Genomic DNA, 13,699 nt, shown 5'->3' with positions numbered 1-13,699 from the left:
TAAACTCTATTGAGGTGACATTTTTGCTACCCTTTAGGATTAAGCGATGCTAAAATATTGATGTATATCAAATAGTGAAAGGTTGTTATGATTTCTGAAAAACCTGCAACAAAGCGTATCCAATCAGGCGGTTGCGCCATTCATTGCCAAGATTGTAGCATTAGTCAGCTGTGTATCCCGTTCACTCTGAATGAGGCAGAACTTGATCAGCTTGACCAAATCATCGAACGTAAGAAGCCTATCCAAAAAGGACAAGAGCTTTTTAAGGCTGGTGACGAGCTAAAATCTCTGTACGCTATCCGCTCTGGTACCATCAAGAGCTATACGATCACAGAGCAAGGTGATGAGCAAATCACAGCGTTTCACTTGGCCGGAGACCTAGTTGGTTTCGATGCCATTACAGGTGACTCCCACCCTAGCTTTGCTCAAGCGCTTGAAACGTCGATGGTATGTGAAATCCCATACGAAATTTTAGACGACCTATCAGGTAAAATGCCTAAGCTTCGCCAGCAAATTATGCGTTTGATGAGTAACGAAATTAAAGGTGATCAGGAAATGATTTTGCTTCTTTCTAAAAAGAATGCAGAAGAACGTCTAGCGGCTTTCCTATACAACCTATCAACTCGTTTTTCTCAGCGTGGCTTCAGCCCTAGAGAGTTTCGTTTAACGATGACTCGTGGTGATATTGGTAACTATCTTGGTCTTACAGTGGAAACAATCAGTCGCTTGTTGGGTCGTTTCCAGAAATCCGAGATCCTAAGTGTAAAAGGTAAATATATCACTATCTTAGACCACGATGCATTGATGGAACTTGCTGGTGTAACTAAAGAATAATACACCCCAATTATTGATGTAGCTCGAAAATGAGCTACATCATATTTCTCATAAATTCCTTTCGAAAGTCCTCAAAAAGTTACCCAAACTAAGCTACAGTAAAAATGTACGGTGAGTACTCCAAAATACTGATTTAATTTATATTCAGTATCTGGTTTTGCAATAGAAGTGGGCTTAGTTATGAGTATATACAGTAAGATCCTTGTTGTAGCTGACATCAATAATGATGAGCAGCCCGCACTTGCAAGAGCTGTTCAATTAGCTCAAAAAAGTGTATCTAGAAGCCGAATCACTTTCTTTTTATCCATTTACGATTTCTCTTATGACATGACGTCAATGCTATCAGTGGATGAAAGAGATGCTATGCGTCGAGGTGTTATCCATCAACGTGAGCAGTGGATGCGTAAAATTGCTCAACCTTATCTAAACGATGGCTTCGACTTTGATGTATGTGTCGTCTGGCACAACCGTCCTTACGAAGCAATTATCGCTGAGGTCTATGCAGGCAACCATGACCTAGTCATTAAAGGTACACGTAAGCACGACGTGTTAGAATCTGTGATTTTCACTCCGACCGATTGGCACTTGTTACGTAAATGCCCTATCCCAGTACTTCTGATTAAAAATGCAGATTGGCCAGAACAAGCAAGCATTCTTGCCTCGGTGCACGTAGGCTCTGAAAATCCAACTCATATTGATCTCAACGATGCTATGGTCGAGCGACTAAAAGAAGTCACCACTCGACTGGATGCCAAACCATACCTTGTTAATGCGTATCCCGTTACACCGGCGAACATTACCATTGAACTTCCTGAGTTTGATCCAACGACTTATACCGATGCCGTTCGAGGTCATCACTTAACTGCGATGAAAGCATTACGCCAAAAACACGGCCTTGATGAAGAGCAAACGATTGTTGAACAAGGTTTACCTGAAGATGTCATTCCAGCAGCAGCAGAGCGCTTGAATGCTGCAATGGTTATTTTAGGCACCACAGGGCGAACCGGGCTTTCTGCTGTCTTTATTGGTAATACAGCTGAGCACGTGATCGATAAAATAAATTGCGATGTATTGGCTCTAAAACCAAAAGGCTACATTAGTCCTCTTGATCCAAACACAGCAACCTAATCCCTTTGTAGCATTGCTATATTGAGCGCTTTCAAACAGACGCTAATAAATCCCCCCAATACAGGGGGATTTTTGTTTGGGGCAGTTAGAGCGTTAGGCACAAAAAAAGAGGTCTAATTGACCTCCTTTTTTACGAGTTAGATGTTCGTAACATCGATGAACATTGATTCATCAATATTCGTCGAAGAAACGACAGCCTCATTAAATTCATACTCTTCGCGGTTACCTTCACGATCTAGCGGTAAGTTAACAAAGTCGAACAATTCGCGGTCTGCTAGTTGGCTTGGGCTTACGTTTTGAATTGATTTAAAAATCGCTTCCACACGCCCTGGCGTCTTCTTATCCCATTCAATCAACATTGCTTTTATAGATTGACGCTGAAGGTTCTCTTGAGAGCCACAAAGGTTACACGGAATAATTGGGAAATCCTTGTGTTCAGCGTATTTGATCAGATCTTTTTCACGACAGTAAGTTAATGGACGAATGACCACGTTACGACCATCATCAGAGCGTAGTTTTGGTGGCATCGCTTTAAGGCGAGAGCCGTGGAACATATTCAAGAACATTGTTTCGACGATGTCATCCATGTGATGACCTAGCGCAAGCTTAGTTGCACCAATCTTCTCTGCAAATGAATACAACGTACCACGTCGTAGGCGTGAACACAGACCACAAGTGGTTTTGCCTTCTGGCACCTTCTCTTTTACGACGGAATACGTGTCCTTATCTACGATGTAGTAAGGGATATTCAGTGTTTCGAAATACTCAGGCAGAATATGCTCAGGGAAGCCCGGTTGTTTTTGGTCTAAGTTTACCGCAACCACTTCAAATTTGATTGGCGCAGCTTTCTGAAGATTCAACAGGATATCAAGCATCGCGAATGAATCTTTACCACCGCTAATACATGCCATCACAACATCGCCTTCTTCAATCATGTTGTAATCAGTAATGGCATTTCCAACATGTCTTCTCAGGCGTTTCTGAAGCTTGTTGAATTCTAGGGTTTCTTTTCTTGTATCTATTTGGTTCATTGCGGGCTCTCACATCGCCGATAAATCGACTAGGACTTCCTAACATGGGTTTCTTTGGGGCGTGGATTATACGAGCTTTTTACGCAGGATTAAATGCTTGTCTTATTGAGTCTTTAAGAAAAGAGTGTGAAAGATACTTTAGTTACGGTCACAAATGAAAAAAGAGCCGCAATTGCAGCCCTTTCTAAACTCTCAGTGTTCACTTCTTTGCGTTAGGCAGATAAGGTAGCACTCGCATCGTCGGTTCTGGTAGTGTCATTGTGCCACCTTGCCCTATTTCACTTAGTGCGACTTGTATCTTGCCATTGACAATTGGCTTTTCGGTTCCGTTTGAGAAAATCACTTTATCATTCAGTTGATTTGCAAACTCCATCGTCACACCTTGAACTTCAGGTGTAAACCAACCCGCAAACATACCGCCTAAATCTTCCAGCATCGTCTGCATTTGAGGTAGAAGAGGCTTAAGTTGCTTGTAAGAAACGTTACCCTGTAATGGTTCTTTGGTCATCACGACAAGTGAGTAATCGCAGCGAGTATCTTTTGGAGTATCGACAAAAACCAACGGATTCGCTGACTTTAAGTTTTTATCGACTGGCAGAGGCAACTCTTGTGAAGCAGGGATAACAAACTCTTCATAGTGCTCTTCTTTTTCCATCCAAGCTTTTTCTATTGTACAAATTTGCTTAGTTTTTGCGTCCACAAAGAAGACGCCAACTTTCACGTTGTCATGCCCTTCTTTATTGTTGTTTTTGAGTTGGGTGTATAACTTTGAGTACGTGAACATGTACTCTTGAGCTTGGGTTATTGGCGATACAAGAATTAGCGCCGCACTTCCCAATAGACTTAGGCTTAACTTTTTCATTTTATCCGTTATTTTATTGTGTCCAGTAGGCGTTATTATGACGAATCATAGCGCGAAGATCGTGTACATAAGCAATGCCACGTTCAGAATATGCTAGCAATCCATGAGTTAACTCTGACGCCGTTGCGACCGATAACAGGTCTTTGTTCTTTTCGGCTAGAGAAGCTCTGATTTCACGCAGTTCAGCATACGCTGGGTTTCGATTAACATTCATAAAGTAGCCATGAACCGACTGCTGTACAGAATCGAATTTTTCAACTTCATGAACTTTGCCTGCGCCACGTTGCGCAGGAACAATTCCACAACCCTTTTTATAACACCATTGGCCGAACAAGTTGTTCGCTTGAGTGGCAAAACGAGAAGTGCCCCACGCAGATTCATTTGCTGCTTGAGTTAGAACCAGCGCTTCTGGTAAGACATTCACTCGCACAAGCATTTCACCCAACCACGCGTGATCGACTTTGTTGTCGCTCAAAGGCAAAGAATACAGAGCCGCTAGTCGCTGAGCGTACTCTTCTTGCTCTTGAGTGATTTGTCCCACCTTTAAAGAAGTAAGAAACGCTCGTTCATGACGAATTCGTTGATTCTCAAATGCTATTTTAGGCCTTAAAAAATCAAAAAACGCCGCTTTTTTCTCTTTGGTGTCTTTTATTGCGTTGAAGTCAGGGATATCACCAATGTGTGGCAAATGAGACAAATCGACATGCTTAATTGTCCCGGACAGCACATCAGGATTCTCAACATATTTAAACTGTTGCTCGTAGTGTAAATACGGTCCAATAGAAATAAAAGTGGCGGCTATACAGGTAGCCGCCACTCGTAAACTTATTGATTTTAAAGAATTAGGCATCAAACACCTGTGAGTTACCATCGTGATCATTGTCGTTTTTCTGTGTTGCAACGATCTTGAGTTTAATTCCAAACATTTCGCGGTAGAGTATGCCTTTCAAATGAAAGAAGAATGGCAACACAAAAATCAAGCCAATACCGTAGAACATCGCAGCGATAATAAACATCAACATCACGCCTAAGTAAAGCCCTGCGACGACAAAAATCTTCTTGTTAATAGCGCGAAGTGATAACAATAGCGCCTGCATTGATGGCACTCTTTTTTCACAAATCAACAAGATAGAGTGACTAAACGCTAAAGAAAGATACAGGGACAGTAGAGGGAAGATCATACCAACTACGCCTTGCAGCATTAGGCTCATCAGCGTTGCTAGGATCACGGGAATAGTAAACTGCAGCCCTTTACCTACATGGCGCAATTTAGTCTTTAAGCCCGCGATATGGCTCATGGCCATCAAGCTGATCCCTGCATAAATTGGGGCGCTGATCACCTCATAACTAAAGTTCGCGACATAAATAGAAGACACAATATCGTTAGTGAATGATTCTGGATTCTCAAATGCATCAAGAATAACGGTCAGATCACCCAACTGCAGTTGTAATGCGATATAGAAAATACCTAACTGGACAAAAAGCAATACAATAATAGCAGGAGAAAAGGATAAAAAGTGCTGGATGGTTGCTCGCCAAGCTTCATTGAAAACAGCCCCAGCTTTAAGCTCGTAGTTGCCAGACAAAGCTCGCTCTACACTCCCCCCAAGATTGAAATCTTTCTCAAAATCGTCGTTCATAGTTTATCCAAGATTAACTTGTAAAATTTTCACTGGAATTCCAGTCAATTAATGTGGCCGTTATTATAAAGAAATCTTTCCACATCTAACATCACAACTCACGTACTATCCTTGCAATCTCAACTGTATGGTTGATAATTAACCACTCTCAAAGTTATGAAATTGAAAACAATTATTGAACAGAGCTTAGTGCTATCAAACTGTGTTTAAATGCCAATTAGTCTTATAAAAACAGTATGGTAAGGAATGATGACTTTTGCTTGCAAAATTTTTTCTGTTTCAAGATAAGAAAATGCTTTAATTTCACAATTTTGGTGATTATGATGCGCGCCTCAAAAGTGAATGGCTAGTGTCACATCAGCTGGGATTATCCCAGCTTGAACGTGGGGGAAATACAGACGTTGAACGCAAAACCGCAAGCAGGAAAGCCAGTTATTCGTTTATCTGGTATTAGTAAAAGTTTCGATGGTAAGGAAATCATCGGTAATTTAAATCTGGATGTTAATCATGGTGAGTTTCTGACGATTCTTGGGCCTTCTGGTTGTGGTAAAACGACAGTTTTACGAATGATCGCTGGTTTTGAAGCGGCGGATAACGGTCAAATCATTTTGGATGACCAAGATGTAACACAGGTTCCTGCTGAGCAGAGACACGTCAACACGGTATTTCAAAGTTACGCACTGTTTCCACACATGACCGTTTTTGACAATGTCGCTTTTGGTCTTCGTATGCAGAAAACGCCTGCAGCAGAGATTGAACCAAGAGTAATGGAAGCATTACGCATGGTTCGTCTAGAAAAAATGGCACAGCGTAAACCGCACCAACTTTCTGGTGGCCAGCAACAGCGTATCGCAATTGCTCGTGCAGTTGTTAATAAACCAAAAGTACTTCTGCTCGATGAATCGCTATCGGCGCTGGACTACAAGTTGCGTAAACAAATGCAGATCGAGTTGAAGCAGCTTCAGCGTCAACTTGGTATTACCTTTATCTTTGTAACACACGACCAGGAAGAAGCCCTATCGATGTCAGACCGCATTATCGTGATGCGTGATGGCGTTATCGAACAAGATGGCTCTCCGCGTGAGATTTACGAAGAGCCTAAGAACCTGTTTGTTGCTCGCTTTATTGGTGAGATCAACGTATTCAATGCAACCATGCTAAAGCGCATCGATGACAAACGCATCCGCGCAGAAATTGAAGGTGTTGAATCCGTCGTTTACTACGATAAGGAAGCACAGAAAGGCGACAAACTACAAGTACTACTTCGCCCTGAAGACTTACGTATCGAAGAAATCAAAGAGTCTGAAGAAAAAGGCATTGTTGGTCACGTAACCGAGCGTACTTATAAAGGTATGACGTTAGATTCTGTTATCCAATTGGATTCAGGTATGCGTGTAATGGTAAGCGAATTCTTTAACGAAGATGATCCTGATGTGGACCACTCACTTGGCCAGAAAGTCGCTATCACTTGGGTTGAGAGCTGGGAGGTAGTACTCAATGATAAGCAAGAAGATTAATCTTCAGAACGCGATCATTGCCTTAATCGTAGGCTGGCTAACACTGTTTGTGTTGGTACCAAACGTGATGATTATTGGTACCAGTTTCTTAACGCGTGATGAAGCAAACTTAATCGAAATGACATTCACTTTCGACAACTACTTGCGTCTGCTGGACCCACTGTATGCGAAAGTGCTGATGCACTCGTTCTACATGGCAATTGTGGCGACGTTGTTGTGTTTAATCATCGGCTACCCATTTGCTTACATCGTGGCGAAAATGCCTGAGAAATGGCGCCCGTTTATGCTGTTTTTGGTGATCGTACCATTTTGGACGAACTCTTTGATTCGAACTTACGGACTGAAGATTGTTCTCGGTACACAGGGAATTTTGAACAAGTCACTGATGGCGATGGAAATTATCGATAAGCCGTTGCGTATTATGTATACCGAAACGGCTGTAATGATTGGTCTTGTATACATCCTACTTCCTTTCATGATTCTGCCGCTTTACTCGGCAATCGAGAAGTTGGACAACACTTACATCGAGGCAGCAAAAGACCTCGGTGCGAACAAGCTCCAAACCATTACTAAAGTAATTCTACCTCTGACAATGCCTGGCATTATCGGTGGCTGTTTGTTGGTTCTACTACCTGCGCTGGGTATGTTCTACATCTCAGATCTTCTAGGCGGTGCGAAGAACCTACTGATTGGTAACGTAATTAAGAGCCAAGTATTGAACGCTCGTGATTGGCCATTTGGTGCTGCGACCAGTATCGCCCTCACCTTCGCAATGGCGGTCATGCTTTACGCTTACTACCGAGCAGGAAAATTATTGAATAAGAAAGTGGAGCTAGACTAATGGGACGCACAGTTAGATTTAGCTTTATGGCGTTGGTTTATGCATTTTTGTATCTACCAATCGTTGTACTAATCGTAAATTCATTTAACGCCAATAAATTTGGTATGAAATGGGGTGGTTTCACCACGAAATGGTATGAAACCCTAGTCAACAACGACAGCCTAATGCAGGCTGCATGGCACTCATTGAACGTGGCGGTATTTTCTGCAACAGCGGCTACTATTATTGGTAGCTTAACAGCTGTTGCCCTATTCCGTTACTCGTTCAAAGGCAAAGGTGCTGTAAACGGCATGCTGTTTGTCGTAATGATGTCTCCAGATATTGTCATGGCGATTTCATTACTTGCTCTGTTCCTAGTATTAGGCGCACAGCTGGGCTTCTTTACTCTATTGATTGCCCACATCACCTTCTGTTTGCCATTTGTGGTGGTAACCGTATACAGCCGCTTAAATGGCTTCGATGTGAAGATGTTGGAAGCAGCAAAAGATCTTGGCGCAAGTGAATGGGTTATCTTAAAGCAGATCATCCTTCCTCTTGCAAAACCAGCAGTTGCGGCAGGCTGGCTGCTTAGCTTTACCCTGTCTCTGGACGACGTAATTATTAGTTCGTTCGTAACAGGTCCAACGTATGAAATCCTACCATTGAAAATTTACTCGATGGTTAAGGTGGGTATTTCACCGGAAGTGAATGCTCTTGCAACGGTCATGTTGGTGGTTTCTTTAATTCTTGTCGTAATTTCTCAGTTGCTCGCAAGAGAAAAAGTAAAGTAAAATCCACATCCGTTAACATCACGAAACAGAATGGTTACATGCCATTCTGTTTTTCTATCTACCGTCCAAAATGATTTGGACAACGTTTGGTTTGGAGCTAACGTCAATGAAAAAATGGGCTACTCTATTAGCTGGTAGTGCATGTGCGCTTTCTCTGTTCTCAGGTTCAGCGGCAGCGGACGATAAAGAATTGGTATTTATGAACTGGGGGCCTTATATCAACAGTAATATCCTAGAGCAATTTACCAAAGAAACTGGTATCAAAGTGATCTACTCGACTTACGAGTCGAACGAAACTTTGTACGCAAAGCTAAAAACTCATAATCAAGGTTATGATCTAGTGGTACCTTCAACGTACTTTGTAGCAAAAATGCGCGATGAAGGTATGCTACAAAAGATCGATAAGACTAAGCTGAAAAACTTCGGCAACCTAGATAAGAACTATCTAGACAAGCCTTACGATCCAAATAACGACTACTCTATTCCACACGTTGTTGCGATTACAGGTCTAGCGGTTAACGCAGACATGTACGATCCAAACGACTTCCAAAGCTGGGCAGATCTATGGAAGCCTGATCTTGAAGGTCAAGTAATGCTGATGGACGACACTCGTGAAGTCTTCCACATCGCACTTCGTAAACTCGGCTATTCAGGTAACTCAAAAGACCCTAAACAAATCGATGAAGCGTACGCTGAGCTACAAAAGTTGATGCCAAACGTTCTAGTTTTCAACTCTGACAACCCAGGCGCACCTTACATGTCTGGTGAAGTGGGCGTTGGTATGCTTTGGAACGGCAGCGCTGCAGCTGCTCAAAATGAAGGCCTAAACCTTAAACTCGTATTTCCTAAAGAAGGCGGTATCGGTTGGGTTGATAACTTCGCTATCTCTTCCGGTGCGAAGAACGTAGAAGCAGCTCACAAGATGATCGACTTCCTACTACGTCCAGAAATCGCAGAGCAAATCTCTCGTGATACTGGTTACTTAACAGCGGTAGAGGAATCGAACGCTAAGTTTAAAGATGTTGCACCGCTATTTCCTTCTCAAGAAGATCTTGATCGAGTGGAATGGCAAGATGCGGTTGGTGATCTAACCGTTAAGTACGAAGATTACTTCCTAAAGCTGAAAGCGGGACAGTAATCGAGCTTGTGTAACAAGTCATCGACTAAAAGAAAATAGGCAGCAATACGCTGCCTATTTTTGTAATTGACTGATATAATTATGCGCTGCTAGGTTTATCTGGCTCGATGTCTAGCTTTATCTTCTCACAAAGCGGAGATACAGCCCTCGAGCTAAATAAACAGATTTGTGCTTACTGCGATTTGGCTCAACTTGATAACTCCAGCTAGTATTGACTTGTCCAATCGCGAAACAAAACGGAAAACAAATGAAAAGTAAATTCTACGCAAGCGCTCTATGTGCAGCGACGCTCATCGCTACCCCTGCAATGGCTGCTGATCAAGAACTGTATTTCTACAACTGGTCGGAATACATTCCAAACGAAGTTCTTGAAGACTTTACAAAAGAAACTGGAATCAAAGTTATTTACTCTACATATGAATCTAACGAGAGTATGTACGCAAAACTTAAAACCCAAGGTTCTGGTTACGACTTGGTAGTACCGTCTACCTATTTCGTCTCAAAAATGCGTAAAGAAAGCATGCTGCAACAGATCGACAAAGAGAAATTGTCTCATTTTGCCGATCTTGATACTAACTTCCTTAACAAACCGTTCGATCCGAACAACAACTACTCTATCCCTTACATTTGGGGTGCGACTGGTATTGGTATCAATGCTGACATGCTAGACAAATCATCTGTTACTAAGTGGGATGACTTTTGGGATAGCAAGTGGGAAGGTCAACTAATGTTGATGGATGATTCTCGCGAAGTATTCCACATTGCATTGACTAAGCTTGGTTACTCACCAAACACGACTAACCCAGAAGAAATCAAAGCCGCTTACGAAGAACTGAAAAAGCTAATGCCAAACGTATTAGTATTTAACTCAGACTTTCCTGCAAACCCTTACCTAGCGGGTGAAGTTTCACTTGGTATGCTTTGGAATGGTTCTGCTTACATGGCTCGTCAAGAAGGCGCGAACATCGACATCATCTGGCCAGAAAAAGGAACGATCTTCTGGATGGACAGCCTGGCAATTCCAGCTGGCGCGAAGAACGTTGATGCGGCTCATAAGATGATTGACTTCTTACTGCGCCCAGAAAACGCAGCTAAGATCGCACTAGAGATTGGTTACCCTACTCCAGTGAAAACGGCACACGAACTGCTACCGAAAGAATTTGCTAACGATCCAAGCATCTTCCCACCACAAGAAGTGATGGACAGCGGTACTTGGCAAGATGAAGTTGGCGAAGCGAGCGTAATGTACGATGAGTACTTCCAAAAACTAAAAGTGAACAACTAATTCGCTAGTTTTAAAGATATGAAAAAGCGGCTCATGAGCCGCTTTTTTTGTTCTTAATGACAAGACAAAAGCTCTCCTCTGTAAGAATTATTACGCTCTTTCTTTTCCTTCTAGAGCCAGTATCTCGTCAACTAATTTTGGAACCTCGACGCTTGCTTTTCCGTAGCGTTTTTCCTCAAATTCACTTTCTACCGCACTAGGCTCGAGGTTAATTTCGATGGTGTGCGCGCCATGCATTTTTGCATCATGAACAAAACCTGCTGCGGGATATACGACGCCAGAAGTCCCGATAGAAATAAATAAATCTGCTTCTTCTAATGCTGCGTAGATATCCCCCATTCGTAGTGGCATTTCACCAAACCAAACAATATGTGGTCGCATTTGTGAAGGGATCTGACAGCAATGACAAAGCTCACCAGTCTTAATGTCTTCACTATGTTCTATAACTTGGTTTGATTCACTGCATCTCGCTTTTAAAAGCTCACCGTGCATATGAATGACGTTATGGCTGCCGCCTCTTTCGTGAAGGTTGTCTATATTTTGAGTGATGACCGTCACTTTACCTTCTAACTCGGTTTCTAGGCGGCCCAGTGCCTTATGCGCGGCATTCGGCTGTATCGCATTGTCTTGAAGTTTCTTGCGGCGTTGGTTGTAAAAGTCTTGAACAAGGTCCGGATCGCGAGCAAACCCTTCAGGTGTTGCTACATCTTCAATACGGTGATTCTCCCAAAGGCCATCTTGCGCACGAAATGTTTGAATACCAGATTCGGCCGAGATACCTGCACCAGTAAGTACTACAATATTTCTATAAGGGAAATTCATAACTCATCCTTGCTGTTTTTTCATTAGCTTAACACTGAAAGAATAGCAACAGTAGTAATATGGATTAGACCATGGTCGTAATGGTCACTATTAGAATTACAATTTAAGAGGAACAGCAATGAGACAAGTATCTCTAGCGCTTATATTACTTACGACTTTAGCAGGTTGCCAACTAACCAATGTTGAAGGCGAAGTGGACGACGTAAAAGTAAGAGTCAGCACCAATGACGATAACCATCGTGGTAATGGAGATTTCTGTCCCCCTGGCCAAGCAAAAAAAGGCAATTGCTAAAAGAGCGGCTTTACGCCGCTCCCACATTGGCCTCAATCCTCGTTGGTAGAAGATATTTTATGAATGGCTAGGTCAGCGCCATTGAATTCGTCTTCTTCCGAAAGCCTTAGTCCCATACTGGCATTGATCGCGCCGTAGACTGCAAGCGCCCCAATCACTGCGATAGAAATGCCCAAAAGCGTTCCTAGAAGCTGAACGATAATGCTCACGCCACCTAGCCCACCCAACGCGCTTTGACCAAAGATCCCCGCAGCAATACCACCCCAAGCGCCACATAAACCGTGTAAAGGCCAGACACCCAACACATCATCAATCTTGGTTTTGTTTTGTAGGTAGGTAAAAAGATAAACAAATAGCACGCCAGCAATCGCACCTGTCACTAAAGCACCGATAGGATGCATTAAGTCTGAGCCCGCACATACAGCAACCAAGCCAGCTAGTGGGCCGTTATGAATAAAGCCGGGGTCATTCTTACCAGCCAACAATGACGCGACAATGCCTCCGACCATTGCCATCAATGAGTTCATAGCCACCAAGCCACTTATGCCTGACACGGTTTGAGCTGACATGACGTTGAAGCCAAACCACCCCACACATAAGATCCAAGCTCCCAAAGCCAAAAACGGAATATTCGAAGGTGCAAAGTTGGTATGCTTTCCTGCTCGAACTCTGCCTTTTCTCATGCCCAAAAACACAACGGCAACCAACGCTATTCAGCCGCCAACACCATGTACAACGACTGAACCTGCAAAGTCGTGAAAGCCATAACCAAAGGTATTTTCAAACCAAGCTTGAACACCAAAGTTTCCGTTCCAGATCATTCCCTCAAATAACGGGTATACGATGCCGACAGTGAAAAATGTTGCGATTAGAATCGGATAAAAACGAGCTCGCTCTGCGATACCACCAGAAACAATAGCAGGAATCGCTGCAGCGAAGGTCAGCAAGAAAAAGAACTTCACCAACTCGTAACCATTGCCTTGAGATAACGTCTCTGCATCAGCAAAGAAGGTGCCGCCATAAGCGACCCAGTATCCAATGAAAAAATACGCAATGGCGGAAATACCGAAATCGGCCAAGATTTTAACTAAAGCATTAACTTGGTTCTTTTGGCGCACGGTTCCTACTTCAAGAAAAGCAAAACCAGCATGCATCAAAAAAACCATGATTGCGCCAAGTAGTAAGAAAAGTGTGTCGGAACTTTGCGTGAGAGTTTGTACAGCGCCGTGTACCTGATTGGCAGTTACACACATTATGATTGTCTCCGTTGATCTGTAGCGCACTTATCCTGTGCATCAAAGTTAGGCTCATCACCAATTTGGTGAACTTAATTTATAGAGCGTCTAACAGAGCAATTCTCATTCCATAATTTACATTTCTAACACTTACACTTTAATTTATTGTTTTGTATGAACTTTAATAAAATTAGGCATTCTTGAAATGGTGCTTAACACGCTAATAAATGCACCAATATGGTTTTAGTGCACCAACATAATGCGCACCATATAGCTCAACAAAACGTAAAAGCCACCTCATGAG

The 13,699-nt window shown here is 42.7% G+C and carries 13 protein-coding genes and 1 pseudogene; 8 read left to right on the top strand and 6 right to left on the bottom strand.

The window, feature by feature from the left end:
* Positions 1–87 precede the first annotated feature (87 nt).
* Both LIX84_RS15565 and uspE read left to right on the top strand, forming a co-directional pair.
* The gene (locus LIX84_RS15565) at positions 88–834 is read left to right on the top strand and encodes an FNR family transcription factor (RefSeq protein ID WP_005377497.1); all 747 of its coding nucleotides are present in this window, start codon (positions 88–90) and stop codon (positions 832–834) included.
* A 180-nt stretch (positions 835–1,014) separates the two neighbouring features.
* The gene (uspE, locus tag LIX84_RS15560; protein ID WP_046875300.1) at positions 1,015–1,962 is read left to right on the top strand and encodes a universal stress protein UspE; all 948 of its coding nucleotides are present in this window, start codon (positions 1,015–1,017) and stop codon (positions 1,960–1,962) included.
* 137 nt (positions 1,963–2,099) lie between these two features.
* On the opposite strand, the gene ttcA is transcribed toward uspE, so the two are convergent.
* From ttcA to LIX84_RS15540, 4 genes are all read right to left on the bottom strand, one after another.
* Entirely contained in the window at positions 2,100–2,993 is an 894-nt protein-coding gene (gene ttcA / locus LIX84_RS15555) for a tRNA 2-thiocytidine(32) synthetase TtcA (protein WP_005377502.1), read from the bottom strand.
* A 199-nt stretch (positions 2,994–3,192) separates the two neighbouring features.
* Positions 3,193–3,855 carry a DUF2987 domain-containing protein gene (locus LIX84_RS15550; RefSeq protein ID WP_226421689.1) on the bottom strand — a complete coding sequence of 221 codons (663 nt, stop codon included), beginning with the start codon at positions 3,853–3,855 and terminating at the stop codon, positions 3,193–3,195.
* 13 nt (positions 3,856–3,868) lie between these two features.
* Positions 3,869–4,705, bottom strand: a complete 837-nt coding sequence (locus LIX84_RS15545; RefSeq protein ID WP_226421688.1) for a glucosaminidase domain-containing protein — start codon at positions 4,703–4,705, stop codon at positions 3,869–3,871.
* On the bottom strand, positions 4,698–5,495 hold the full coding sequence (locus LIX84_RS15540; protein ID WP_226421687.1) for a hypothetical protein: 798 nt from the start codon (positions 5,493–5,495) through the stop codon (positions 4,698–4,700). The genes LIX84_RS15545 and LIX84_RS15540 overlap by 8 nt, the downstream gene beginning before the upstream one ends.
* Before the next feature lie 401 nt (positions 5,496–5,896).
* On the opposite strand from LIX84_RS15540, the gene potA reads away from it, so the two are divergent.
* The 5 genes from potA to LIX84_RS15515 all read left to right on the top strand — a co-directional run bounded on the left by potA (position 5,897) and on the right by LIX84_RS15515 (position 11,046).
* Positions 5,897–7,012: a spermidine/putrescine ABC transporter ATP-binding protein PotA gene (gene potA, locus LIX84_RS15535; RefSeq protein WP_226421686.1), complete on the top strand. Its 1,116-nt coding sequence runs from the start codon at positions 5,897–5,899 to the stop codon at positions 7,010–7,012.
* Positions 6,993–7,853: a spermidine/putrescine ABC transporter permease PotB gene (potB, locus tag LIX84_RS15530; RefSeq protein ID WP_226421685.1), complete on the top strand. Its 861-nt coding sequence runs from the start codon at positions 6,993–6,995 to the stop codon at positions 7,851–7,853. The genes potA and potB overlap by 20 nt, the downstream gene beginning before the upstream one ends.
* The gene (gene potC, locus LIX84_RS15525; protein ID WP_005396472.1) at positions 7,853–8,623 is read left to right on the top strand and encodes a spermidine/putrescine ABC transporter permease PotC; all 771 of its coding nucleotides are present in this window, start codon (positions 7,853–7,855) and stop codon (positions 8,621–8,623) included. The genes potB and potC overlap by 1 nt, the downstream gene beginning before the upstream one ends.
* A 106-nt stretch (positions 8,624–8,729) precedes the next feature.
* Positions 8,730–9,761 (top strand): extracellular solute-binding protein, encoded by a 1,032-nt coding sequence (locus LIX84_RS15520; RefSeq protein WP_031780553.1) that lies wholly within the window; start codon positions 8,730–8,732, stop codon positions 9,759–9,761.
* Between the two features lie 247 nt (positions 9,762–10,008).
* Complete coding sequence (locus LIX84_RS15515; protein WP_005396470.1) at positions 10,009–11,046, top strand: extracellular solute-binding protein; 1,038 nt, start codon at positions 10,009–10,011, stop codon at positions 11,044–11,046.
* Positions 11,047–11,136: 90 nt separating this feature from the next.
* On the opposite strand, the gene cobB is transcribed toward LIX84_RS15515, so the two are convergent.
* Positions 11,137–11,868 (bottom strand): Sir2 family NAD+-dependent deacetylase, encoded by a 732-nt coding sequence (cobB, locus tag LIX84_RS15510; protein WP_005396469.1) that lies wholly within the window; start codon positions 11,866–11,868, stop codon positions 11,137–11,139.
* 118 nt (positions 11,869–11,986) lie between these two features.
* On the opposite strand from cobB, the gene LIX84_RS15505 reads away from it, so the two are divergent.
* On the top strand, positions 11,987–12,160 hold the full coding sequence (locus tag LIX84_RS15505) for a hypothetical protein (protein ID WP_012841833.1): 174 nt from the start codon (positions 11,987–11,989) through the stop codon (positions 12,158–12,160).
* A 32-nt stretch (positions 12,161–12,192) separates the two neighbouring features.
* On the opposite strand, the pseudogene LIX84_RS15500 reads toward LIX84_RS15505, so the two are convergent.
* Positions 12,193–13,413 (bottom strand): annotated as a pseudogene (locus LIX84_RS15500) (ammonium transporter).
* Positions 13,414–13,699: the final 286 nt, after the last annotated feature.

The sequence above is a fragment of the Vibrio sp. E14 genome (assembly GCF_020515785.1).
Classification (GTDB): Bacteria; Pseudomonadota; Gammaproteobacteria; order Enterobacterales; family Vibrionaceae; genus Vibrio; species Vibrio diabolicus.
The sequence above is the reverse complement of the archived record's forward strand: the minus strand, read 5'-3'. Positions and strand labels throughout refer to the sequence as shown.